Below are 24462 nucleotides of genomic sequence, written 5' to 3'. Positions count from 1 at the left end.
CCGGGGCCCGCTCAGCGGGACAGCAGGGCGAAGGAGGCGCCCTGGTTGTCGGTGACCACGGCCGCCGTGCCGTACGACGTCTCGAAGGGCGGCACCTGGACGCGGCCGCCGAGCCGGGTCACGTCCGCCATGGCGGCCCCGGGGTCCTCGACGGCGAAGTGCACGAGGAAGTGGGGCGGCATCTCGGCCGGGAAGACGTCGGAGACCGGGGCACGGCCGAAGTCGGGCTCGGCGTCCTTCCCGAACAGGGCGTCACGGAAGAGGGCGCCGTAGAAGGCGTTGGCCGCCTCGGTGTTCCGGGTGTAGAGCTCGACCCAGGCGAAGGCGCCCTGCTCGTGCCGGCGGCCGAAGCCGGGCTGCCCGCCGGCCTGCCACAGGGAGAAGACGGCGCCCTCGGGGTCCGTGACGAGCGCGGTGACGCCGAGTTCGCCGACCGCGCGCGGCGCCGAGACGAGCTGCCCGCCCGCCGCGAGAATCCGCCGGCACAGCGCCTCGGCGTCCGGGGTCGCGAAGGACACCGTCCACACGGTGGGGAGCCGGCCGTCCGCCTTGTGCGCGAGGGACGCCACCGGTCTGCCGCCGAGCAGGGCCCGCACGGTCCCCAGGGGTGGCGAGGGCCGCACCGGCTGCGCGGGGCGCGTGACCGGCGAGGGCCACTCGGGCTGCTCCGGCTGGTCTTCGAACATCCACTCGAAGAGTTCGCCGTAGAACCGCTTGCCCGCCTCCACGTCGGGAAGCTGCGCGTCCACCCAGCAGGGGGTGCCCTCCATGTACTCCGATGCCCTGTTTTCGGCCATACCGTCAAAGTAGCGGTGCCGCACGCACCGCGCAGACCAGGCATACCTGGCGCGATCACCCCCGCACCCCATTTGCAGTCGGCCGAATCGCGCTCCCCTCACCCCTCGGTAAGCTGACGTCATGACAGGACAAGTGCGTACCGTCGACGGCCGCGTGGCCGGCCGGCGAGGGCAGGCGACCCGGCAGAAGCTGCTCGACTGCCTCAGCGAGATGCTCAGCTCCTCCCCCTACCGGGATGTCAAAGTCATCGATGTCGCCCGGAAGGCGGGGACTTCGCCCGCGACCTTCTACCAGTACTTCCCCGACGTCGAGGGCGCCGTCCTGGAAATCGCCGAGCACATGGCCTCCGAGGGCGCCGAGTTGACGGAACTGATCGAGGGCCGCTCCTGGGTCGGCAAGGCCGGCTGGCAGACCGCGCAGGAACTCGTGGAGGGCTTCCTGGACTTCTGGAAGCGCCACGACGCGATCCTGCGTGTCGTCGATCTCGGTGCCGCCGAGGGCGACAAGCGCTTCTACAAGATCCGCATGAGGATTCTCAACTCGGTGAACACCTCCCTGGCCGACGCCGTCGCCGAGTTGCAGGCCAAGGGACGGGTCGACAAGGACGTCAACCCCGCCGCGATGGCCGGTTCCCTGGTCACCATGCTCGCGGCCGCCGCCTCGCACCAGAAAGGTTTCACCTCCTGGGGCGTGAAGCAGGCGGAACTCAAGCCCAATCTGGCCCTGTTGGTGCACCTGGGCGTCACCGGCAAGAAGCCGACCAGATGAGCAAGGCACCCGGATCCCTTTTCCCCCGTTCTCCAGTTGCCCCATGTCCTGTCCGGCAGGCGGTGGACCACTCCGGTGGACCACCGCCTGTCACGTTTCCGGCCGCCCGGCCGGGGGCGCCCCGTACACCGGGGCCACGAACTCCCCCCTCCCCCGTGCCCTCCTCCGACCGCGTGACGCGGCAGGCGGCTTGACCGGCGAGGAGCCCGGCGGGTGCGACCGCCACGGCAGTCGTGGCGACCGGGCCGCCGGCACCGTGCCCGACGCCCTCGCCCGCGGCGGCGACCCGGGCGGAGACGACCCGAGCGGAGGCGAGGGGTCCATATCGACGAAAAGGGAACACGGCCGCACGCGCCCCTGTTGAGCACTCCGTGAGCCGGCCGACGACTCGCCCGCCCGGCCCGCCCGGACGCGGGCCGGCCCGCGCGAGCGCATGCCCGAGTGACACCCCCGCAGCCACGGCAGCCCGCACGCCGCAGACGTCACAGGAGGAACCCGGAATGGCCCTGACCCGAGAAGAGCGCGAACAGTTCCTGGCCGAGCCCCATGTCGCCGCGATCGCCGTCGACTCGGGTGAGGGGCGCGCGCCCCTCACCGTGCCGATCTGGTACCAGTACGCGCCCGGCAAAGACGTATGGATCATGACGGGACTGGACTCCCGCAAGAACCGGCTGATCGGCGCGGCGGGCCGGTTCTCCCTCATGGTCGACCGCCTCGCCCCCACCATCCGCTACGTCTCGGTCGAAGGGCCGGTCGTCGAGACCACCCCGGCGACCGTCGAGCAGCTGCGCGAGCTCGCCTCCCGCTATCTCCCGGCCGACAAGGTCGAGGGCTATGTCGCCTTCGCCTGGAAGGACCACGGCGAGCAGGTCGTCGTGCGCATGCGGCCCGAACGCTGGGTGTCGTCCGACCTCGGATCCGTGTGAGAGCGGATCCGCACGACGGTCCGCACGACGGTACGACGACGCGAGAGGCGGGAACAACCGGAGCATGGGAACCGATCTCCACGAGCTGCTGAGGTCGCTCCGGGTGTGGGACCCGGAGGTCACCGACCTTCCGGTGTTCGATCCGGCCGCCGCCCCCACCGAGCCGCTGCCGCTGTTCACGCGGTGGTTCGCCGAGGCGGTGGCGGCCGGCCAGCCCGAGCCCCACACCATGTCGCTGGCCACGGCGGACGCGGAAGGGCTGCCCGACGTACGGATCGTGATACTGCACGGCGCGGACGCGGACGGCTGGTCCTTCGCGTCCCACACCCACAGCCGCAAGGGCGGCCACCTCGCCGCCCGCCCGTACGCGGCGCTGACCTTCTACTGGTCGGTGCTGGGCCGCCAGGTCCGGGTCCGCGGGCCCGTCGCCACCGCCCCGGCCGAGGAGGCGCGCGCCGATCTGCGCGCCCGCTCGGCCGGGGCGCTGGCCTCCGCGCTCACCGGCCGCCAGAGCGAGGTCCTCGGCTCCCCCGAGGAGCTGGACCGCGCCTCGCGGACCGCCTGGGAGCGGGCGCGGCGGGAGCCGGACACCCCGGTTCCGTCCTGGACCCTGTACCGCCTGCGCCCGGACGAGGTGGAGTTCTTCCAGGGCGACTCCCTCCGCCGTCACACCCGTCTGCGCTACCGCCGGTCACCGCGGTCGCCTCGGGAGGAGTGGGCCAGGGAACTCCTCTGGCCGTGAGGAATCGGCACGTGAGGAATCGGCAACGGCAGGGCGGGGCGCATCGCGCACGGTGCCTCCTTCACCTCCGGGCGCCCTACGCCACCGGTCCCCCACCCGGATCCCGCAGACGTGATCAATCCGCAACCAATTCCGGTCTTGACCGAGACCCATCAAGCATGTGTGAGATTACGCTCGCGCACATGGCCGACTCCACCACCCCCCCGAACCCCACGGCACCGCACCGGGAAGACCGTCCCGTCTATGTCATCGGCGGTGGTCCCGGCGGGCTCGCCGTCGCGTACGCGCTGCGCGCCCGGGGCGTGCGGACCGTCGTCCTGGAACGGTCCGACCGCGTGGGCGCGTCCTGGCGGCGCCACTACGACCGGCTGCGCCTGCACACCACCCGGCGCCTGTCCGCACTGCCCGGCCTGCCGATACCGCGGCGGTTCGGACGGTGGGTCGCCCGCGACGACATGGTCCGGTACCTGGAGAAGTACGCCGAGCACCACCGCCTGGAGATCGTCACCGGGGTCGAGGTCTCCCGCGTCGAGCGCACCGCCGACGGCACCGGCTGGCTGCTGCACGCCACCGGGGGCCGCGAGCTGGCCGGCGCCGCGGTCGTGGTCGCTACGGGCTTCAACCACACGCCCCGGCTGCCCGACTGGCCCGGCCGGGACACCTACACCGGCACGTTCCTGCACGCCTGCGAGTACCGCAACGCGCAGCCCTTCGCCGGCCGGGACGTCCTCGTCGCGGGCGTCGGCAACACGGGCGCGGAGATAGCCGTCGACCTGGTGGAGGGCGGCGCCTCCCGGGTACGGCTGTCGGTCCGTACCGCCCCGCACATCGTGCGCCGCTCGACCGCGGGCTGGCCCGCCCAGAACTCGGCCGTCCTGGTGCGCCGGCTGCCGGTCGGGCTCGTCGACCGGTTGTGCCGGGCACAGGCCGGGGTGACGATGCCGGACCTCTCGGCCCGGGGCCTGCCGCGCCCCGACAGCGGCCTCTACAGCAGGGTGCGGGAAGGCGCCATCCCCGTGCAGGACGTCGGCCTGGTCGACGCCGTGCGCAAGGGCACGGTGGAGATCGTGGCCGCCGTCGAGGGGTTCGAGGACGGGAAGGTCGTCCTCGCCGACGGCAACCGCGTCGGCCCGGACGCGGTGATCGCGGCCACCGGGTACACGCGCGCCCTGGAAGGCCTCGTCGGCCACCTCGGCGTCCTCGACGACCGGGGCAGACCCCTCGCCCGTGGCGCCGGCACCCCGCCCGACGCCCCCGGCCTGTACTTCACCGGCTTCACCAACCCCATCAGCGGCAACCTCCGTGAACTGGCCATCGACGCGGAGAAGATCGCCAAGGCACTGACCCGCCGCGGGGCACCGGGGGTCTCCCGGCTCCCCGAGTGACGACCACCGGCTCCGGCTCCGGCTCCGGCTCCGGCCCGGACGTCGGTCCGCCGGTCGACGCGACTCTCCACGGGCGTTCCTGACGCCCCGTCGGTCCGCGAACCCGACAGGGCGTCAGCCGCCGCGCGTCCGGCCCCCGTCGGCCCACGGCGGAGGCCGGCGCACACGGCTGCCTTCGGATCACCGGCGCCATCAGTGCCGCCGCCGCACACAGGCGGGTCCGCGCGTCCCGCCACCGCGTCCGCGCGGGCCTTCTCGAAGTCGCCCCCGGGCAGGCGGTGGTGACGGGTTCGTTCGGGAGGAGGCGCCCCTGCCGGTACGGCCCGGCGTACGCGGCGACGTTCCGCCGGGGGCGGCAGGAGCCGTGGCGGTGGAAGTCGGCACGCCGCAGGGCCGGGGCCTGAATCCGGAAAAGTTATCCACACCCTGTGGAGGAATTGTTCGCCGTGCACGCGCCGAGCCCGCCCCCGCGGAACGCGCCAAGACGGCGACCACGACGACGGCGGGTGCGGTACCGCCCGTCCCGAGCGCGCGGCACCGCACCGCCTTCCGACTCCGGCACCCCCCTTCTGCCCCCCTCCCCCGGCCATGAGAGAAGCAGCGCCGGAATCACGACCCACACTCGCCGAGGGCTCCCGTCGTCGAAGTCCTCGCCGTCCCCTCGCAGCGAATCGCTGACGACCAGGGTGATCACACGGTCACTTCGCGTCAACGCCGTTTCGGCACGCTATGGGGCAATCCGCGGCATGTGCCCGGCTATTCGGCGCCGCGCACGGAAGCACACCCGGCGCACCGGCTCACCTCCCTGTCCGCACGGCCGTCCCGCCGTGCACCGGTGCACCATGCACACGCACGACCGCGCCCACCGAACCCCCTGGGCCCCGGCCTCCTACACCGCCTCGTACGCGAAGCCGCCCCAGGTCGGGGCCGCGGCCTCCCGGGCCGCCGCACAGCGGTCGAGCTCGCACCAGATGCGCTTGCCGGCGCCGTCGGCGCTCCAGCCCCAGCGGTCGGCCAGGCCGTCGACGAGGGCGAGGCCGCGCCCGCCGGTCGCGTCGCCGTCCACGCAGCGCGGCACCGGCGTCCTGGCGCTCCGGTCGGCGACCTCGAGGCGGACGGTGGCCTCCCCGGCCACCGCACCCGGCAGGGAGAGCCTCAGCACGGCCGGACGGCCGGTGTGCACCACGGCGTTGGTGACCAGCTCCGAGACGAGCAGGATCAGCGTCTCGGCGAGCGGCTCGTCGGCCGCGATCCCCGAACCGGCCAGCCGCGAACGGGTCCACCGACGGGCCCGTCCCACCTCAGCGGGGTCGGGCCGGATCTCCAGCTGCACTTGAAGCACCTGCACCGCTCACACCATCCGAACCGGCGGACACTTGGACTCGCGCCTCACGAGGGCCACGATCGTAGCCATTCCCTGCATGGCCCGGGCAACGACCTGGACAGGGGTCACGGAACGTGAATCCCTTATGGAACAGCATGGTTGACGTACAGTCACGCGAACAAGCGCTTCGGGCATATTCCAGCGCGAAGGAGTACCCGTGCGGCATACTGTGCGACGCCCGCCCCGGCGAGTCGAACAGGCGGTGGCCGGCGGCCTGGTGGCACGGGGAACGGCGGCAGGCGCCGGCCGCTCCGGACTCGCCTCGGGGGCAACTCCGGCGCGGTGCGTGCTCACAACCACTCGCATCCCACACAAGGTACCGGAGCGGACAGCCGACTCCAGGACGTGACAAGTCACGCGTGGGACACAACCCGGTATCAACGCTCCGTGACCTCCGGGCGCCACGATCCGTGACATTCGCGCGGGGCGGCCCACACCACCGCGGACAGGGGACGGGGCGGGCGGTTCCGGTGGGCCGCTCGGCGCGCGGTTCGGCGGCGAGCAGCCTGGCCGACGCCGGGGAGCCCCCGGCCGGCCGGCCGAACTGTTCACGGAACCGGGCGTGTCGCCCTGCACGACCCGCACGCGCGCGTGGCGGTGCCGCCGCGAGGGACATCGACGTGGTGTGCGCCGGAGGCTCGCACGCGCGCGTGGCGGTGCCCGGCTGTTCGGCCGCGGTGGTCGCCGCGACGACCGCCGCGACGACCGTACAGGCTGCGGGGGCGCTACCCGGGCAGGGTGAAGTAGCGGGCGAAGGCGCTCACGACCTCTTCCTCGCCGATCCGGCCGTCGCCGTCCGCGTCCAGCGTGGCGGCGGCCTCCCCGGCCGACTCCCCGGGGACACCGAGCGCCTCCAGGACACGGGCGGCCTCCTCGACGCCCACCGTGCCCCCGCCGTCACCGCCGCCGGCCACGGCGAGGGCCGCGTGCAGGAACGGACGGGCGATCTCGGCGAACCGGTCCGGGTTGTCCCGCAGGCGCTTGACCGCGCCGTTCACGAACTCCTCGCGGGTGATGCGCTGGTCGCCGTCGCGGTCGGCGATGCCCGCCATGCCCTGCCAGAAGGCCTCGGCGCCGCCGTACAGCGCCTGGCCCCGGTCGGACCGGGCCCGGGTGCCGAACTCGGCGAGCAGCGCCTTGGCCGCTTTGCTGAAGTCCTCGCGGTCGATGTAGCCGTTGCCGTCCTGGTCGAAGGTGGCGAAGCGGGCCGCGATCCTGCGCTCGTACTCGCTGGTGACCATGTCTCTTTCAGGCCGCCTTAGGTCAGTGGGTTCCCCATGGGGTCGTCTCGCTCGGAGCGTACGACGTGCGGTGCCTTCCGCGAGCCCGGAAACGGCACGTGTGCCGGACCGGGCCGGAATCCGGGTCAGGCCGACAGCGGGCGCGACTCCCCGTCCACCGCGGACGGGACGTCCGGGTGGACGTCGAAGAGGCGGCGCACCCCGAGCGCGCCGAGCACCCGGTTGACGTGACTGCCCTCGGCGGCCCCCTGTGCGGGGAGGATCAGCCGCAGGCTGCCCTGGCAGGACCGGAGCAGCCGACGGGTGGCGATGAGCACTCCCACACCGCTGGAGTCGCAGAACCACACCTCGGAGAGGTCGAGGACAAGGCGGTGTCTGCCGTCGGCCACGACGTCGTGCACGCGCTGGCGCAGCACCGGTGAGGTCACCAGGTCCAGTTCGCCCGACACCTGGAGCACGGCCCAATCACCCTGCTCTCCGTCGGTCACGTTGAAGGTCACCACCACGCCCTTCGCTCGCCGAAACGGAAGAAGCACCTACGCTTCCTTGCAGCGCGGCTGCCCACCGGCCGTGCCCTGAAACACGGCCCAAGAAACGGTAACCGAAGGGAAAAGGCTTGTTTCAGTCGGCTTCGATCCCATTCGATCGATTCCGATCGAATGGAGCTGGGTAGGCAGACCACCGGACGGCATCCGAGGAGCGCGCCGGCATCCCTTTACCACCTGGGGCCCGGCGGGGGCGCGCATTGCCGCAAAGGGGCGTGCGTACGCATACGTGCCGACTACATTCGTGGAGTCGGCGAGCACCCGCCGGACCGGGCACGGCCGTCCCGGGACGCCGGAGGGGAGCAGGGGGTGAAGGGGTCGCATGACACAACAGGACGTACCGCCCCGCTGGGACAGCGCGATGCAGCAGCGGCTCGCCCGCGGAGAGGCCGCCGCGCTCGGTGAGCTCTACGACCGGTTCGCCTCCCTCGTGCACGGCCTCGCCCACCGCGTCCTCGGGGACGAGGACGCCTCGGACACCGTCACGCGTGACGTCTTCGCCCACGTCTGGGAACACCCGGACGCCTACGACCCCCGGCAGGGTCCGCTGCGCACCTGGCTCGCCGCGCTGACGCACGGGCTGGCCGTCGAGCGGCTGCGCGCCGGCGGGACCGCCGCGCTCGCCCGGGGCGGCGCCGGCAGCGCGGAGGACCTGGAGCACCAGGTGCGCCACGCCTCGGTGGCCGCCCGCGCGGACTACATCGTGCACGCCATGCCGGTGCCGCTGCGGGCCGCGCTGGAGCTGGCCCACTTCCAGCGCCGGGACTACCGGCAGACCGCCGCCGTCCTCGGCGTCACCGAGGACGAGGCCCGCCGTCGCCTCCGGCTGGGTCTCCAACTGCTGGCCACGGCCCACGAGACCGAGGCCCCGGGCACCCCGCCCGGAATCGGGGGTGCGGCGTGAGCGACGACCGTTTCGAGCCGTACGACGACCATGAACACGGACGCGAGCGTGACCACGGGGAGCACGAGGGAGACGGCGAGCGTCACGGCGACCTGGACGCGGGCGCACACGCGGGCCCGGGAAACGGGACGGACGGTACGCGCGGGCGGGACACCCCGGGCAGGCCGGAGGGTGCCGCCGGATCCGGCGGCGCCGCCCGCATACCGCCGCCCCGCACCTCCGTGGAGGACACCGGACAGCCCCTGCCCGCAGTGGCACCGGAGCCGGAACCGGAACCCGAGCCGCTGACGCTGGAGCACCGGGTGCTGACATCACTGCTGGGCGCGTGGGCGCTGGCCGCCTGTACGCCGGATGAGGCGGCGGCCGTCGAGGAGCACCTCGGCGACTGCGGGGCCTGCGCCGAGGAGGCCCGGCGCCTGCGGGGCGCCGTCGGACTGCTGCAGCGGCCCGAGAGCCTCGACCTGGACCCGGGGCTGCGCACCCGCGTCCTGGTGTCCTGCCTCAAGCGGCGCCCGCCGCGCGTTCCGGTGCCGGACTGGGCCGCCGCCTACGACGCCGAGACGGCCCGGCTGGACGCGCTGCTCCAGGACTTCGGCGACACCGAGTGGCACGCGCCCGTGCGGCTGCGCTGGTACGAGGCCGACGAGGCCACCACCCGCCGCACCACCGTCGCCGGGGTCATCGCGCATCTGACGGCGGTCGACGGGCTGGTCGCGGCCGCCCTCGGCCTGACCGACCCGCTCGGCGACCTCGCGCCCGAGCAGGCCACCCCGTCGGCCCGCACCGAGGCGTTCTGGCGCGGAGCCCACCACCCGCCGACCCACTCCGTGCGGGCACCCTGGCGTGCGCAGACGCACGACCTGGTACGGACGGTGTCCCTCACGGGCAGCGGCGCGGGGCGGACCCCGGTCTCGTACGGCGGCTACGAGCTGCCGCTGCACGACGCGATGCAGGACCGCGCCTTCGAGTGCTGGGTGCACGGGGAGGACATCGCCGAGGCGGTGGACTACCCGTACGAGCCGCCGACCGGACGGCATCTGCACGGCATGGTCGACCTGGCCGCGCGGATGCTGCCGGCCGTCCTCGAAGCACGCCGGCAGGCCGGTCGGGAGGTGTCCACCGGGCGGCGGCTGGGCGCGGCCGGGGCGCCGGGGCGGAGCCTGCGGCTGGAGATCGAGGGGTCCGGCGGCGGGGAGTGGCTGATCCCGCTGGACTCCCCGGCGGCCAGGGGGTCCGCGGAGCACGAGGTGGCCCACATCGCGCTCGACGGCTCGGAGTTCTGCCGCCTGGCCGCGGGCCATGTGTCTCCGCAGGAGGCGGCCGCCGGGCAGGTCGGGGACAAGGCCGCCATCCGGGACGTCCTGCTGGCGGCGGCGTCGATGAGCCGGATCTAGAACCCGCCCGGAACCGGGGCCAGCCGGGGGCCGGGGCCAGCCCGGGACCGGGGCCCGCCAGAGACCGGAACACGTCCGGAACCAGGACCCGCCGAAGCCCAGGACCCGCCGGAGACCGAGGACCGCCCGGAAGCAAGGGCTGCCCGGAACCGGGCCCGCCGGGGCCGGGGTCCGCCCGGGACCGGGGCCAGCCGAAGCCCAGGACCAACCCGGAACCAGGGCCAGCCGAGGGCCGGGGACCGCCAGAGACCGGGGCCCGCCAGAGACCGGAACACGTCCGGAACCAGGACCCGCCGAAGCCCAGGGTCCGCCCGGAACCAGGACCCGTCGAAGCCCAGGACCCGCCGGAGACCGGGGACCGCCCGGTGGATCGTGGCGGGCGGGCCTCAGGTGAAGACGACCGTCCGACGTCCGTTCAGCAGGATGCGGCGTTCCGCGTGCCACTTCACGGCACGGGCGAGCGCCTGGCACTCGACGTCGCGGCCGACGGCGACGAGCTGGTCGGGGGTGACGTCGTGGCCCACCCGCTCGACCTCCTGCTCGATGATCGGGCCCTCGTCGAGGTCGGCGGTGACGTAGTGCGCGGTGGCACCGATCAGCTTCACGCCCCGGGCGTGCGCCTGGTGGTACGGCTTCGCGCCCTTGAAGCTCGGCAGGAAGGAGTGGTGGATGTTGATGATCTGCCCGGAGAGCTGCTTGCACAGGTCGTCCGAGAGGACCTGCATGTAGCGGGCGAGCACGACGAGTTCGACGCCCTCCTCGCGCACGACGTCCAGCAGCCTCGCCTCGGCCTGGACCTTGGTGTCCTTCGTCACCGGAATGTGGTGGAAGGGGATGTTGTACGAAGCCACCAGTTCGGCGAAGTCGGTGTGGTTGGACACCACTGCGGCGATCTCCACCGGCAGCGCGCCGGTCCGGGCGCGGAACAGCAGGTCGTTCAGGCAGTGCCCGAACCTGCTGACCATCAGGACGATGCGCATCTTCTCGTCGGCGCGGCTTATCCGCCAGTCCATCCGGAACGCGTCACCGATCGCCGTGAAGCTCGCCCGCAGCTTCTCCACCGTCACCGGGGCCTCCGCGGAGAAGTGGACCCGCATGAAGAACAGCCCGGTGTCGTGGTCGCCGAACTGCTGGCTGTCCTCGATGTTGCAACCGGTCATGAACAGGTAGCTGGACACGGCGTGCACGATGCCCTGCTTGTCGGGGCAGGACAGGGTCAGAACGTACTGGTCGGCCGGGGCCTCTGCTCGGGCTGGCTGCTCACTCATGCGGAAAAGGGTCCCATACGCGACTCCGGGCCGTGCGGCCGTCCCGCTACGCGGACCGGGTCAGGATGCTCAGCGCCTCGAGGGTCTGCGGCGGAGTGTCGGGGTCCTCCCCGTCACTGGTCGCCAGCCGTACGTGCGCGTCCCGCGCGGCGCGCACCGCTTCCGGCCACCCCTCGTGCTCGAGGTAGGCGGTCACCGGCGCGTCCGGACCGACCTGGTGCATGATCCGCAGCACGCGCAGCACCGCGGTGTCCACGAGCGCCGCCTCCTGGGAGTCGCGGAAGATCGTGCCCACGTACTTCTCGGCGGACCAGTTGTCCAGCCAGGTGTCCTCGACCAGCCGGTAGACCGCGTCGGTGACGTCGCCGTAGCCGTCCACCCCGGTCAGCCAGACGCCGTGCTGGAACTCGGGGTCGGAAAGCATGTGCAGCGCGGAGCGCACATTGCTGCGCCAGCGCCACCATGGCATGTCGTTGAGTGGCATGCCGCCCATGGTGAGGGAGCGACGGCCGCGACGGGAAGAGTTCTCCGAACCTTGCACGGTCGTCGATCGTACGTTTCGCCCCGCCACCGGTCACACCGGACCCGGTAATTCACCTCTGTGTCACCATTCATTGACGGCAGGCAACCCCCTGGTTGGCGATGTGGGGGAATCGTGCGTAAACATGACCGGCAGTCCACGCAACCGCAGCCGTATCCGCAGCATCCCGCTCCCCCGCCGCGGCCCCCGGCCGTCCAGGGCCGGCACCCTGACCGCGGGCGCACTGGCGGCGGCGATGCTGACCGCCGGATGCGGAGTCGTCCCCGGCCAGGGAGGCGCCGACGACGAACCGATCACCGTCATGACCTGGGCACCCGAGAAGACCAGCGCCACCAACAAGCCCGGCATGCCGGCTTTCGCCCGGGCGTACGCGAGCTGGGTGAACGCCGGCGGCGGCATCAACGGCCGCGAGCTCGCCGTGATCACCTGCAACGAGCACAACGACAGCGTGTCCGCCTCGCGGTGCGCCAGGACCGCCGTCAAGGAGAAAGCCGTCGCGGTGGTCGGCTCGTACAGCCAGCACGCCGACGCGTTCCTGCCGACCCTCGAGGGCGCCGGCATCCCGTACATCGGCGGCTACGGCATCACCACCGACGAGTTCACCAGCCCGCTGTCCTATCCCGTCAACGGCGGTCAGCCGGCGCTGCTGGCGGGCCTCGGCCGCGCCCTCGCCGACGTCTGCGGGCCGGTCACCCTGATCCGGCCGGACACCATCGCGGGCGACCAGCTGCCCCCGCTGCTCGACTCGGGCCTGTCCGCGGGCGGCCACGAGCCGACCGCGGACCAGCGGGCGGCGGAGGAGGCCACCGAGTACGGCGGGCAGGCGAAGCAGGCCCTGGAGACCAGCACCGCCGGCCCGAAGGGCGAGGGCTGCGTGGTGCCCGCGCTCGGGGACCGCACCAGCACCTTCATGGACTCCTTCCGCCGTGCCCGCGCCGACTACCCGGACGTGCGCACCGCAACCGTGCTGGGCAGCGTCGACCAGACGACGGTCAACACGACCGGCGGAGCGTCGGGCCCGTACGAGGGGTCGTACGTCACCGGCTGGTACCCGGCGTCGAGCGACGAGCTCTGGGACCCGATGAAGGACGTCATCAGGAAGGAGGCGTTCGGCGACAACCGGATCGACCCCGCCGACGCCGGTGTGCAGACCACCTGGATCGCCTACACGGTGTTCCGGCAGGTCGTCGAGTCGATCGGCGACGGCGAGGTCAGCGCCGACACCGTGACCCGGACGCTGGACGACGGGCTGAAGGTCGAGACGGGCGGGCTCACCCCCAGCCTGCGCTGGCGGTTCCAGGACAAGCTGGCCGCCGTCGGCTTCCCCCGGCTGGTCAACGCCCACGTGACCTTCCAAGAGGTCGAGGACGGCCGGCTCGTGTCCGGCCGCGACGGCTTCATCGACGTGACGGACACGCTGCGGAACGCCGATCTGGCCTGACGTCCGGGACAGGAGGCCCGGGACAGGACGTCCGCCCGGTCGGCGCGCGTCAGCGGTCGCCGGTCATCGCCCGCCGCCGGCCGGACCCGGGCCGGTCACAGCTGGGTCGGCTGCCGTTCGGTCAGACCGTGCTGCTTGGCGATCGCGTTCCACAGCTCGGCGGCCTTGGTCTTCTCGGCGGTCGCGGTGCCACTGGCCTTGGTGGCGGCCGCGGTCTCGCCGGTCGAACGGGCCTGGCCCTTCTTGCAGCCCTTCTTGCCCGCGGTCTGGTCGGCCCAGGCCGCGTAGTGGTTGTCGGCCGACGCCGACGCCTGCCACGCCTTGGTGAGTGCGGCGGTCAGCGCCGCGTGCTCGGGCAGCTCGTCCACCGAGAGCGCGGACAGGTCGGTGACGAGCTGGTTGCGCTGCCCGGCCGCCTCCCGCAGGTCCTTGGCCGCCTGCTGGAGGTCCTTGCAGGCCTTCACGTCCTCCACCGCGTTGATCACGGCGGACCGGCTGTCGCCGCTGTGGGCCAGCAGCTTGTCCAGCTCGACGGCCTGCTGCCGGACCGGGTCGACGGACGGCTCGGCGGACGGTTCGGCCGACGGCGCCCCGCTCGCGGGCGCGGTGGCGGAGACCGTCTCCTTGGCGTCGCCGTCGTCGCCCCCACCGCCGAGCAGGGCGCCCGCCCCGACACCGAGCACGACGAGACCGACGCCGACCGCCGCGATCAGCGGCACCTTCGACCCCGTACGGCCGCCCCGGCCGCCGCCGTCGTTCTCGCGGGCGGCACGCCGGCCGCCGCCGCTGCCGTGCCCGGCCTGCGGAGAGGCGGGTGGCCGCTGGTGCTCGACGCGGGGCATCTGCTGGGTGGACCCGGCCGGTTCCTCGCCGCCGGAGGCACGGAAGAGGTTGTCGAACTCGGCGGGCGGCTGCCGGTTCCCTTCCTCGGCGGGGACACCGGGCGCGGCACCGTACGGCGTGCCCTGGGGCCCGTCGGTCACCGGCGCCATGAACTGGGTGGCCTCGGCGTCGGGGTTGCCCGCGGGCGGTGGCGGTCCGCCGGCCCGGCCGGCCTGCCCCTGGGCGGGCAGGCCCAGGTACCGGGTCGATTCGGAGTCGTGTGCGGCGGGCATCTCGGGAGGCAGCGCTCCCGGGCCCACCGGGGGTATGAACTGGGTCGCGCCCTCGTCCACGGGGGCGGCGGGCACCGGCGGCATGAACTGGGTGGCCCCCTCCGACCCGTCGGGCAGCGCGCCCGCCCCGCCGGAACCGTACCCGCCGGCGGGGGCGCCGTACCCGGAACCCCGCTGCGGCGGCAGCGCAGCGCCGCCGCCCTGCTGTCCGTAACCGTCCGTCCCTTCGGGGGCGGAGCCGTAGGCGTCACCGCTCCGGTGCCCGCCGTGGCCGGCTTCCCGGCCGGTGGCCTGCGGCGGCATCGGCGCGGAGGGACCGCCGGCGCTCTGGTCGTACGTCGGGCCGTACGCCGGGTCGTACGAGGAGTGGCCGCCGTGGGTCGCGCCGTGGACCGGGGCCTGCGCGCCTTCGGGCGGCAGCGGGCCCGGACCCTGCTGACCCGCGGCCGGACCCCGCGCGTCCCAGGGGGCCGGTTCCTGCGCGCCCCACTGCTGGGCGGGCGGCGGCGACTGCCACTCCTGGCCGGACGGCGGCTGCGGCGCGGGCGGCGTCTGCTGCTCGGGCCCCCACGGCGTGCCCCAGGTCTGGCCGCCGGGCGGGCGGGCGCCCGCCTCCGTGCCGCCCGGCGCGACCGGACCGGCCGGAGGGCCCGTCATGCCGGGCAGCAGGGGCTCGCCGCCGTCGGAGGGCAGCACGATGCCTTCGCGCGCGGGGCGCGCCGAGGGCTCCTCGCCCTGTCCACTCTGCGTCACCGGGACTCCTACCCATGGGGAACCTTGTGGATCGTCGGCTCACGCTACCGGGTCCCGGGAGCCCGGTGCCACGCAGCACAGGGCCTGACCTCATGCCCTGTGAGCGCGGTAACAGAACCGGGTCACCGCACGCTGTTCATGTCACCTCCTCCGCTCCGCTTCCGCGTCAACTCCCCTGTGTCCGCACGTTCACCCGGCGCCGGCCGCCGGGTGAACCCGGCGGCCGGCGCCCGGTCGCGCCCCTGCGGTGCCCCACCTGGCCCGCGCAGCGTCCCCGCCGCGCTCACGCCGCCGCGGGCAGGGCCATCCGCGCGCCGAACTCCCTCACCACCGGCTCCTCCTGATACGGCTCCAGCCGCTGCTGGAAGTCCTCCAGGTACTCGGCGCCCCGGTCGGACCTGAGCCCGTCGAGCAGTTCCACCGCCTTCAGGCCCGTGCTGCAGGCCTGTTCGACCTCCCGCTGCTGCACCTGCGCCGTGGCGAGCAGCACATAGCCGATCGCCCGGCGCCGCGCCCGCGACTCGGGATGCCCGTCCAGGGACTCGCGCGCGCACCGCGCGGCGGCCTCGGCCTGGCCCAGGTCCCGGTGGCAGTGCGCCAGTTCGTCGGCCAGGTAGGCCGTGTCGAAGTGTGCGATCCACACGGGGTCGTCCCCCGAGGCCGGGTCGGCCGCCTCCATGGCGCTGATCGCGCGCCCGGCCGCTTCCTGCGCGGCCCGCGCGTCGCCCGTCAGCGCGTGTCCGCGTGCCTCCGCGGCTCGGAACATGGCCTCCGCACGGGGGGTTGCCCTCCCGCGCGCGCCCTCCTGGGCCGCCCGCGCCAACTGCGCGATCTCGCGCGGGTTTCCGAGCTCCGCGGCCAGATGGCTCATGGAGGCGGCGAGCACGTACCCGCCGTACCCCCGGTCGCCGGCCGCCTGGGCCAGCCGCAGCGCCTGGATGTAGTAGCGCTGGGCGAGGCCCGGTTGCCCGGTGTCGACGGCCATGTACCCGGCCAGTTCGGTCAGCCGGGCGACCGCCGCGAACAACTCGCGTCCCACGGCCTCCCGGTACGAGCCGGCGAGCAGCCCGGAGACGACGCTGTTGAGGTAGTGCACGACGACCGGGCGCACGTGCCCGCTGCCGTACTGGTGGTCCAGGTCCACCAGGGACTGCGTCATGGCCCGCACGGCCGCCACGTCGGAGCGCCCGACCCGCGGCCCCGCCGAGCGGGCGACCTGCGGGTCGGGGGCGGAGATCAGCCAGTCCCGGCTCGGCTCCACCAGCGCGGACGCGGCGACGGAGGAGCCGGACAGGAAGTCCCGCCGGCCCACGTCGCTGCGCCACAGCTCGCAGACCTGCTCTATGGCCCCCAGTACCGTCGGCGAGAACTGGAGACCGACACCCGACGCGAGGTTCTTGCCGTTGGCCATCCCGATCTCGTCGATCGTGACCGTACGGCCCAGCTTGCGTCCGAGCGCCTCCGCGATGATCATCGGTGCCCGGCCCCGCGGCTGCTGTCCGCGCAGCCAGCGGGCCACCGACGTCTTGTCGTACCGCAGGTCGAGGCCGTGTTCGGCACCGCACATGTTGACCCTGCGGGCCAGCCCGGCGTTGGAGCAACCGGCTTCCTGGATGAGCGCCTGCAGTCGTTCGTTCGGCTGCCGCGCGACGAGAGGCCTTGCGGCCATGGCATACCCCCTGAGGCTGCGGTGCCTGCCCGCGCACCGAGTTGACGTGTCTTCGGCGGCCGGCCCCGCCCGTCCCCCGACCACTCCCCTCGTGAAGGGACGAAAGTTCCGACCGGGAAGATCAATGCCCCACCGAGGTGCCGAAGATGCGAGGCATGTACGAATTGACGGGGTAACGGCGGATGCCGGCCCCCTCCCGGCCGCCCACCCTTGGCTACCCGCCCGCGGACACCGATCCTCACGCGCGCCCCCGCACATGCACCCATGCGCCCCGACCACGGGCAGGTGCCCCTCCCCCGCACACGGGCGCGGGCGTAACCCCTGGTGGCGGACGTAGTTGTGTTCGTCGTGGAAGAGACGATCCCCGGCACCGATGCCGGACAGATCCCGAAGCAGCGCGGGGAAACCCTGCTGGACACCGCGGTTCGCTATACCGAGGAGCGGCACTGGGACGTGTTTCCGGGCACCTGGCTGGAGGCCGTCGACGGGGTGCACCGCTGCTCGTGCGGTGTCGTCGAGTGCCCGGCACCCGGCGCACACCCGGCGCGCTCCGACTGGGCGGGCCAGGTGACCGGCAGTGCGAGCGCCGTCCGCCGCATGTGGCAGATGCGGCCGACGGCCTCGATCCTGCTGCCCACCGGCCACTCCTTCGACACGATCTCCGTCCCCGAGACGGCCGGGTTCCTGGCGCTGGCCCGGATGGAGCGGAGGGAGCTGGCGCTCGGTCCGGTGATCCTGACGCCCGCCCGGCGCATGGAGTTCTTCGTGATCCCCGGCGCCGCCGCGAAGGTGCCGGCCCTGATCCGTTCCCTGGGCTGGTCGCTGTCCCCGCTCGACCTGACCGTGCGGGGCGAGGGGACGTACGTGGCGGCCCCGCCCACCCGGTTCGGGTCCAAGGGGGCCGTGCAGTGGGCCAGCAGGCCGACACCGGCGAACCAGTGGCTTCCGGACGCCGCGGAGCTGATCCCGGCGCTGGCGTACGCGTGCGGCCGCGACCGACAGGACCGCCGGGAGCGGCGGGAGCGGCGGGAGCGGTAGGACCGGCGGGAACGGTAGGCAGGACCGGCGGGAACGGCAGGACCGGGGGCGGCGGGGCTCAGGTGTCCTGGAGGGACTCGAGGAACGGTTCGATGGCCGTGCGCCAGGCGTCGGGCCGGTCGTAGTGGACGAGGTGGCCGGCGTCGGTCACCTCCGCGTACCGGCCGCGGGGCAGGACGCGGACCATCTCCTGGGCCTCCGCACGGCCCAGTTCGCCGTCGAGGCCGCGGACCACCAGGGTCGGGCACCGCACCTGGGCCAGCTCCTCCCAGTGCGCGTCGTACACCCAGGTCTCGCGGGAGCGGAGCATCTGGCCGGGGTCGAAGACCGGCCGCCAGCCGTCCGGGGACTCGGCCATCACCTCGGCGTAGAACTCGCCGCGGGCCGGGTTCGGGCGCTCCACCCACGGGTCGTCCTCGCCGAACCACTTGCGGACGTCGGCGAGCGTGGCGAACGGGACGGGCCAGGCCTTGAACCACTGCGCCCACTCGCGCTGCGAGGCGGCCCCGAGCGCGGAGGCCCGCATGTCACAGATGATCACCCCGCGCACCAGGTCGGGGCGTTTGGCGGCCAGCTGCCAGGCGGTGAGCGCGCCCATGGCGTGGCCGATGAGGACGGCCGGGCCGAGGCCCAGCTGCTCGAGGGCGGCCTCGGTGTCGTCGACGTAGGCGTCCCGGGTGAACGAGGCCTGTGCGGGTTTGTCGCTGCGGCCGTGGCCGCGCTGGTCGAGGGCGACCGCCCGGTACCGCGCGGAGAGCCAGCGGGCGGTGGCCGCCCAGTGCGAGGCGCGGCCCATGAGCCCGTGGAGTAACAGCACGCTCGTGCGCTCCGTCGGGTCGCTGCCGGTCTTGGGCGGGTCGCCGAACTCCCAGGCGGCGAGACGTACGCCGTCCGCCCCTGTCACGTCGATGCGTCGCGCCATCGTCTTGGCACCCCCAGCTCGCTGCCTGCCGTGCTGCTTGCCCTGCCTGCTGTTGCCGCCCCACAGATTATCGAATGCGCTTTCGAGAATGCGGTTCCAGCCGCCAGAACCCCTCGTTCGAGTGACCCTGTTCGAGGATTGACCGCCGCGGCCGGGGGGAGATCTTCAACGGGAGGCGGACCACTCGGGGAAACCGGTCCGCAGGGAATGACCCTGGGAGCTCGGGGCTCCGGGTCAGCACAGGGGAGGACAGGCCCCGGCGCCGTGCGGCGCCGGGGCTCCTCACGTGGCAACGGCACATCCTCCCGCCCTCCCCGGCCGGGGGACAGCGTCGCCGGCCCGGCCAAGAGCCCCTCAGGTCATATGCCTCACGCGACAGCCTCGCACGCGAACCGGCCGGGCGCTGCGCTTCGGCGCACTCAATCCCGGATTCGGCGCGATCGCACCGTCGCCGCAACGTCCCTCCGCGCCGGTCGAGTCGACCGGACGCGGACACGACTACGGCTTGGCGACGAACACGTGCGAGGCGACGTCCTTCTCCAGCTCGGCCGCCTCACCGCTGCTGCCCACCAGCACACCGCCCGCCGACTCCGTCACGCTGACCACCGAACCGGGCTGGACGCCCGCCCGACGCAGCGTGTACATCAGCTGCGCGTCCGTCTGGATCGGCTCGCCGATACGGCGCACCACGACCGTCTTGCCCTCGGCACCGGGGTCGAGTTCGGCCAGGGACACCATGCCCTCGTCCAGGAACGGGTCGGCGCCGTCCTTCTCGCCCAGCTCCTCCAGGCCCGGGATCGGGTTGCCGTAGGGCGACTCGGTGGGGTGCCGCAGCAGCTCCAGCACACGGCGCTCGACGGCCTCGCTCATCACGTGCTCCCAGCGGCAGGCCTCGGCGTGCACCTGCTCCCACTCCAGGCCGATCACGTCGACGAGCAGGCACTCGGCGAGGCGGTGCTTGCGCATCACGCGGGTGGCGAGCCGGCGGCCCTCGTCGGTGAACTCCAGGTGCCGGTCGGCCGCGACGGACACCAGGCCGTCACGCTCCATCCGCGCCACCGTCTGGCTGACCGTCGGCCCGCTCTGGTCGAGCCGCTCCGCGATCCGGGCGCGCATGGGGACCACGCCTTCCTCCTCCAGCTCGAGGATGGTGCGGAGATACATCTCCGTGGTGTCGATCAGTCCGGACATACGTGCCCCTCGATGAGATCTGCGATTGGCTCTGCCGGAGGCTGGACGGCTCACCGGCGCATGCGCTGGCCCTGGACTCAATTCTGACGCATGGCGACGACAACCGAGGCGCACCGCGGAAACGAAAGGCACGTACCGGGTGGTACCGGGTGGTACGGGGCCGCCGCGAAGGGCTTCCCGGCCCCTCGGGCCGCCCCGTTGACACGGCACTGGTCCGGACCGCACGGTGATCGGCAGCAGTCCACCCCGAAGGGATGCCGTATGAGCGACCGTACGCCCGCCGGCCGGTTCCTCGACGCCGCGATCGACCTGCTGCACCGGGTCCGCGACGAGGAGGCCGACTCCGTCGCGGCAGCGGGCGCCCTGCTCGCCGACACGGTCTCGGGCGGCGGACGCCTCTTCGCCTTCGGTGCCGGCCACTCCTCGCTCGCCGCGCAGGACGTCGTCTACCGCGCGGGCGGACTCGCCCTGATGAACCTGCTCGCCGTCCCGGGCGCCGTCGGCGTCGACGTGATGCCGGCCACCCTCGGCTCGGCCCTCGAGCGCGTCGACGGGCTCGCGGGCGCCGTGCTCGACTCGTCCCCGGCCCGCGCGGGCGACGCGCTGGTGATCGTCTCCCTGTCCGGGCGCAACGCGCTGCCCGTGGAGATGGCCGTGAAAGCGCGCGCCCTGGGCCTGAAGGTCATCGGCGTGACCTCGGTGGCGTACGCGACGGAGACGACGTCCCGGCACGCGTCGGGGACCTACCTCAAGGACCACTGCGATCTCGTCCTGGACTCCAAGATCGCGGTGGGCGACGCGGAGCTGACCCTGGACAACGTGCCCGCCCCCTTCGCCCCCGCCTCCACCGTCGTCACCACGGCCCTCCTCCAGGCGGTCATGGCCACCGCGGCCGCCACCCTGGCCGACCGCGGCATCGAGCCGCCCCTCCTGCGCTCCGGCAATGTCGACGGCGGCCACGAATGGAACGGCCGCATCATGGAGCGGTACGCCGACCGGATCTTCTACCGGCGCTGAATCCCCGCGCCGGATTCCCGCGCCGAATTCCGGCACCGGATCCCGCCGTCACTCCCGCTGCCCGGTCACCCCCGCCAGGTCCAGGGCGGTGGCGATGCGGAGGGCCACGTCCTCCGCGTACATCGCGTCGGGCCGTTCGAAGGCGTTGCGTCCCGGGCCGCGCAGAAACGTCACGGCGCCGAGCGTCCGGCCGCGGCTGCGCAGCACCGTGCACAGGGCGTGCGCCGCGTCCTCCGGCCACTGCCGGGACACCGCCCACGCGCGCGCCTCCGATGCCGCCACCGCCCCCGCGTCGGCCCGTACGGAGCCGGCCCGCTCGACGCACCGCAGGGCGGGATGGCCCGGGCCGTACCGCACCGGCAGCCCCGCCTGCCCGGCGAGCCGGCTCGGCCCCGGCGCCCCGGACGGTGTGGCCGCGATCCGCACCAGCCGGACCCGTCCCGCGTCCTCCGCCTCACCCGCCGTCCCTGCCGCCCGGTCCGCCACGCGGTCGATCAGCGCGTGGTCGGCGAATCCGGCGAGCGCGAAGTCCAGATGGACGGTGACGGCCTCCGCCGGGTCCTCGCACTCGGCCGCCGCCCGCGCCGCCCGGTGCAGCTGCTGCGCCCGGAACCGCACCAGCGACGCCTCCTGCTCGCTCTGCCGGGCCTCGGTCACGTCCTGGAACAGCCAGCCCACACCGAGCGGCACCGGCTCCTCCGCCAGCGGCGACGCCAGCCGCACGAAGCCGCACCGCCAGCACCGCCGCCGTTCGCCCTTCGGCTCCCGCACACTCACCCAGATCTCGGCGGGCGCGGGCGGAGCGCCCTGGGCCAGCACGTGGGTGAGCGCGCTCTCCAGTTCCTCCACGCCCCGCGACAGCAGCTCCCCGAGCGGCCGCCCCAGCACGGAGGTGCGCCCGGTGCCGAACGCCTTCGCCGCGTGCGTGTTCAGCACGGCGGGCCGCAGATCGGCGTCCACGAGGACGACGCCCCAGCTCGCGTCCGCCAGCAGCGCCTCGCTCAGCGCGATCGACCGTTCCAGGTCGATCTGCGTGTGCACCTCGCTGAACGCGCAGTACACACCCGCCGGCCTCCCGTCGGGCCCGCGTACGGCCGCGGACTGGGTCCGCACCAGCACCCGGCCGCCGTCCTTGGTCAGCAGCGCGAACTCGTGCACCTGCCGGCCCGCGGCCTCCATGGCCGACATCAGCCGGGCCTCGACCTCCGCGGCGTCCGCGCCGCGCACCGCCCATCCGGCGAAGCCCTGCCGGCCCACGGCCTCGGCCGCGGTCCACCCGAGGATGCGCTCGGCCTCGCGGTTCCAGTGCGTCACCACCGCGTCCGCGTCGAAGGCGCACAGGGCGGCGTCCATGCCGTCCAGCAACGCGGCCAGCAGATCGGAACCGTCCGCACTCTCCCGCCCGGGCTCGTCGGGCCCCAGTTCCTCGTCGGTGGTCCCACTACTCCGGGAAGCACTCACCTGGACCCCCTGCAGCTGCGTCCTGCGTACGGCACGTCGGTCCGCCCACTTGCCATCATTCAACGTGAACGTGACTCAGCGCACATCGGATTCCCGCAACATGGAGAAAATCGTTGTACGCCACCAGCACTTCGCGCCCGTTCCCGCGCGGCGGCCGCTCGGCCACCGCTCCCCCGCCGGGCCTCCCCCCTCCGTCCCGGTCCTCGTCCGCGGGCCGGCGAAGGTGCACCCCGCCGCCCGTCCTCCCGGCCCGCCGCACGGCAGATGACCATCGGCGACACGTCCAACGGCCGATATCTCGAAAAAGCGGTTGATCGGACGGCGGGGCGTTTCCTAGGGTGGTGGCATTCCGGAAAGGAGGTGGTTCGGCAGATGTACGCATACCGGACGGAAGAGGTGGCTGCGGGCCAGTAGCCCGTCGCCGTACTCGGTTCGGCGCCGGACCAGCGTGTGTGAGGCACGCGACCGGCCCAATCCAACGCAGTCGCCCGACCCGCGAGTCGCCGGTACGTCCGGCCGGCCCCTCCTCCGGAGGGCCGGGCTCGCGGGTCGTCTGCGTTTCCGTGCGCCTCCGGGAGCCCGGGCTCAGGCCCGGTCGGCCATGTCCGCGTAGCCCTCGATCTCGTGCGGGTCGCGGCTGCCGGGGCCCGTGTAGCGGGCGGAGGGGCGGACCAGGCGGCCGGTGCGCTTCTGCTCGAGGATGTGGGCCGACCAGCCCGCGGTACGGGCACAGGTGAACATCGAGGTGAACATGTGGGCCGGCACCTCGGCGAAGTCCAGGACGATGGCGGCCCAGAACTCGACGTTGGTGGCCAGGACGCGGTCGGGACGGCGGGCGTGGAGCTCGGCCAGGGCGGCCTTCTCCAGCGCCTCGGCGACCTCGAAGCGCGGGGCACCGAGCTCGCGGGCGGTGCGGCGCAGCACGCGGGCGCGGGGGTCCTCGGCGCGGTAGACGCGGTGGCCGAAGCCCATGAGGCGTTCGCCCCGGTCGAGCGCCCCCTTCACGTACGCCTCGGCGTCTCCGGTGCGTTCGATCTCCTCGATCATGCCGAGGACGCGCGAGGGCGCGCCGCCGTGCAGGGGACCCGACATGGCGCCGACGGCGCCCGAGAGGGCCGCGGCCACGTCCGCGCCGGTGGAGGCGATGACGCGGGCCGTGAAGGTGGAGGCGTTCATGCCGTGCTCGGCGGCGGAGGTCCAGTACGCGTCGACGGCGGCGACGTGCCGGGGGTCGGGTTCGCCGCGCCAGCGGATCATGAAGCGTTCGACGACGGACCGCGCCTTGTCTATCTCGCCCTGCGGGACCATGGGCAGACCCTGGCCGCGTGCGGACTGGGCGACGTAGGAGAGGGCCATGACGGCGGCGCGCGCGAGGTCGTCGCGGGCCTGCCCGGCATCGATGTCGAGCAGCGGTTTCAGGCCCCAGACCGGTGCCAGCATGGCGAGCGCGGACTGGACGTCGACGCGGACGTCACCGGAGTGGACGGGGATCGGGAAGGGCTCGGCGGGCGGCAGACCGGGGTTGAAGGCGCCGTCGACGAGAAGGCCCCAGACGTTCCCGAAGGAGACGTGCCCGACCAGGTTCTCGATGTCGACGCCCCGGTACCGGAGTGCGCCGCCCTCCTTGTCCGGTTCGGCGATCTCCGTTTCGAACGCGACGACTCCTTCGAGCCCGGGTACGAAGTCGGACATCAGGCGGCTCCTCGTGATGGGGGCGGCGGACGGCCGTGTGGGTGGGACGGCCATGCGCCGGCCGGTCGGTGAGCCGGCCGACCGGTGACCGGTCGGCCGGTTGGGGCGAGTGCGCGTCCGGGGGATCCGCGGTCGTCGTCGCGAGGACTCGCGGTCCGGGACGTCACCCCTGTGATGCCCGGCCGGCGGCCACCCAACCGGAGCAGTTGCCCAGCAACGATATCCCTGAGTGCCAGTTTTGGGGAGTGTTTTCGGCACTCAGTGCCA

General features: G+C 73.5%; 21 protein-coding genes. 9 read left to right on the top strand and 12 right to left on the bottom strand.

Annotated elements, in window-relative coordinates; translation table 11 throughout:
* Positions 1-11 precede the first annotated feature (11 nt).
* Positions 12-797, bottom strand: coding sequence for a VOC family protein (locus TU30_RS13785; RefSeq protein ID WP_176726117.1), 786 nt, complete (start codon positions 795-797; stop codon positions 12-14).
* Positions 798-930: 133 nt separating this feature from the next.
* On the opposite strand from TU30_RS13785, the gene TU30_RS13780 reads away from it, so the two are divergent.
* The 4 genes from TU30_RS13780 to TU30_RS13765 all read left to right on the top strand — a co-directional run bounded on the left by TU30_RS13780 (position 931) and on the right by TU30_RS13765 (position 4619).
* Complete coding sequence (locus TU30_RS13780) at positions 931-1566, top strand: TetR family transcriptional regulator (protein WP_042169172.1); 636 nt, start codon at positions 931-933, stop codon at positions 1564-1566.
* A gap of 500 nt (positions 1567-2066) precedes the next feature.
* Complete coding sequence (locus TU30_RS13775; protein ID WP_042169170.1) at positions 2067-2492, top strand: pyridoxamine 5'-phosphate oxidase family protein; 426 nt, start codon at positions 2067-2069, stop codon at positions 2490-2492.
* 64 nt (positions 2493-2556) lie between these two features.
* Positions 2557-3234 carry a pyridoxal 5'-phosphate synthase gene (locus tag TU30_RS13770; protein ID WP_042169165.1) on the top strand — a complete coding sequence of 226 codons (678 nt, stop codon included), beginning with the start codon at positions 2557-2559 and terminating at the stop codon, positions 3232-3234.
* Positions 3235-3416: 182 nt separating this feature from the next.
* Positions 3417-4619: an NAD(P)/FAD-dependent oxidoreductase gene (locus TU30_RS13765; RefSeq protein WP_042169163.1), complete on the top strand. Its 1203-nt coding sequence runs from the start codon at positions 3417-3419 to the stop codon at positions 4617-4619.
* 889 nt (positions 4620-5508) lie between these two features.
* On the opposite strand, the gene TU30_RS13760 is transcribed toward TU30_RS13765, so the two are convergent.
* The 3 genes from TU30_RS13760 to TU30_RS13750 all read right to left on the bottom strand — a co-directional run bounded on the left by TU30_RS13760 (position 5509) and on the right by TU30_RS13750 (position 7750).
* Positions 5509-5952, bottom strand: a complete 444-nt coding sequence (locus TU30_RS13760) for an ATP-binding protein (protein WP_042169162.1) — start codon at positions 5950-5952, stop codon at positions 5509-5511.
* 776 nt (positions 5953-6728) lie between these two features.
* Complete coding sequence (locus tag TU30_RS13755; RefSeq protein ID WP_042169160.1) at positions 6729-7244, bottom strand: EF-hand domain-containing protein; 516 nt, start codon at positions 7242-7244, stop codon at positions 6729-6731.
* Positions 7245-7369: 125 nt separating this feature from the next.
* On the bottom strand, positions 7370-7750 hold the full coding sequence (locus TU30_RS13750; RefSeq protein ID WP_042169158.1) for an STAS domain-containing protein: 381 nt from the start codon (positions 7748-7750) through the stop codon (positions 7370-7372).
* 361 nt (positions 7751-8111) lie between these two features.
* Here TU30_RS13750 and TU30_RS13745 point away from each other — a divergent pair, with 361 nt between their 5' ends.
* Together TU30_RS13745 and TU30_RS13740 are read left to right on the top strand one after the other, a co-directional pair.
* Positions 8112-8693 carry a sigma factor gene (locus tag TU30_RS13745; protein WP_042169157.1) on the top strand — a complete coding sequence of 194 codons (582 nt, stop codon included), beginning with the start codon at positions 8112-8114 and terminating at the stop codon, positions 8691-8693.
* Positions 8690-10087, top strand: coding sequence for a maleylpyruvate isomerase N-terminal domain-containing protein (locus TU30_RS13740; protein ID WP_042169156.1), 1398 nt, complete (start codon positions 8690-8692; stop codon positions 10085-10087). Before TU30_RS13745 ends, TU30_RS13740 begins: the two co-directional genes overlap by 4 nt.
* Before the next feature lie 386 nt (positions 10088-10473).
* Here the strand turns inward: TU30_RS13740 and purU are convergent, their stop codons facing one another.
* Together purU and TU30_RS13730 are read right to left on the bottom strand one after the other, a co-directional pair.
* The gene (purU, locus tag TU30_RS13735) at positions 10474-11355 is read right to left on the bottom strand and encodes a formyltetrahydrofolate deformylase (protein ID WP_042169155.1); all 882 of its coding nucleotides are present in this window, start codon (positions 11353-11355) and stop codon (positions 10474-10476) included.
* Positions 11356-11401: 46 nt separating this feature from the next.
* Positions 11402-11848 carry a hypothetical protein gene (locus tag TU30_RS13730; RefSeq protein WP_042169153.1) on the bottom strand — a complete coding sequence of 149 codons (447 nt, stop codon included), beginning with the start codon at positions 11846-11848 and terminating at the stop codon, positions 11402-11404.
* A gap of 172 nt (positions 11849-12020) precedes the next feature.
* Between TU30_RS13730 and TU30_RS13725 the strand changes: the two genes are divergently transcribed.
* On the top strand, positions 12021-13337 hold the full coding sequence (locus tag TU30_RS13725; protein ID WP_042169150.1) for an ABC transporter substrate-binding protein: 1317 nt from the start codon (positions 12021-12023) through the stop codon (positions 13335-13337).
* Positions 13338-13432: 95 nt separating this feature from the next.
* Here the strand turns inward: TU30_RS13725 and TU30_RS13720 are convergent, their stop codons facing one another.
* Positions 13433-15205 (bottom strand): hypothetical protein, encoded by a 1773-nt coding sequence (locus TU30_RS13720; RefSeq protein WP_042169148.1) that lies wholly within the window; start codon positions 15203-15205, stop codon positions 13433-13435.
* 283 nt (positions 15206-15488) lie between these two features.
* A complete protein-coding gene (locus tag TU30_RS13715) occupies positions 15489-16874 on the bottom strand; it encodes a hypothetical protein (RefSeq protein ID WP_042169146.1) in 1386 nt (461 codons plus the stop codon).
* 339 nt (positions 16875-17213) lie between these two features.
* On the opposite strand from TU30_RS13715, the gene TU30_RS13710 reads away from it, so the two are divergent.
* Positions 17214-17912 carry a bifunctional DNA primase/polymerase gene (locus tag TU30_RS13710; RefSeq protein ID WP_107068457.1) on the top strand — a complete coding sequence of 233 codons (699 nt, stop codon included), beginning with the start codon at positions 17214-17216 and terminating at the stop codon, positions 17910-17912.
* A gap of 58 nt (positions 17913-17970) precedes the next feature.
* Here the strand turns inward: TU30_RS13710 and TU30_RS13705 are convergent, their stop codons facing one another.
* Both TU30_RS13705 and TU30_RS13700 read right to left on the bottom strand, forming a co-directional pair.
* Positions 17971-18834 carry an alpha/beta fold hydrolase gene (locus tag TU30_RS13705; protein WP_042169142.1) on the bottom strand — a complete coding sequence of 288 codons (864 nt, stop codon included), beginning with the start codon at positions 18832-18834 and terminating at the stop codon, positions 17971-17973.
* A 498-nt stretch (positions 18835-19332) separates the two neighbouring features.
* On the bottom strand, positions 19333-20025 hold the full coding sequence (locus tag TU30_RS13700) for a metal-dependent transcriptional regulator (RefSeq protein ID WP_042169139.1): 693 nt from the start codon (positions 20023-20025) through the stop codon (positions 19333-19335).
* Between the two features lie 261 nt (positions 20026-20286).
* On the opposite strand from TU30_RS13700, the gene TU30_RS13695 reads away from it, so the two are divergent.
* Positions 20287-21042 carry an SIS domain-containing protein gene (locus TU30_RS13695; RefSeq protein ID WP_042169136.1) on the top strand — a complete coding sequence of 252 codons (756 nt, stop codon included), beginning with the start codon at positions 20287-20289 and terminating at the stop codon, positions 21040-21042.
* Positions 21043-21090: 48 nt separating this feature from the next.
* Here the strand turns inward: TU30_RS13695 and TU30_RS13690 are convergent, their stop codons facing one another.
* Positions 21091-22503: a PAS domain-containing protein gene (locus TU30_RS13690; RefSeq protein WP_042169133.1), complete on the bottom strand. Its 1413-nt coding sequence runs from the start codon at positions 22501-22503 to the stop codon at positions 21091-21093.
* A 585-nt stretch (positions 22504-23088) separates the two neighbouring features.
* Positions 23089-24195, bottom strand: a complete 1107-nt coding sequence (locus TU30_RS13685) for a citrate synthase 2 (protein WP_042169131.1) — start codon at positions 24193-24195, stop codon at positions 23089-23091.
* Positions 24196-24462: the final 267 nt, after the last annotated feature.

This window comes from Streptomyces sp. NBRC 110035 (genome assembly GCF_000829695.1).
In the GTDB taxonomy this organism is placed as follows: domain Bacteria; phylum Actinomycetota; class Actinomycetes; order Streptomycetales; family Streptomycetaceae; genus Streptomyces.
This window is presented reverse-complemented; position numbering and strand designations above follow the sequence as displayed.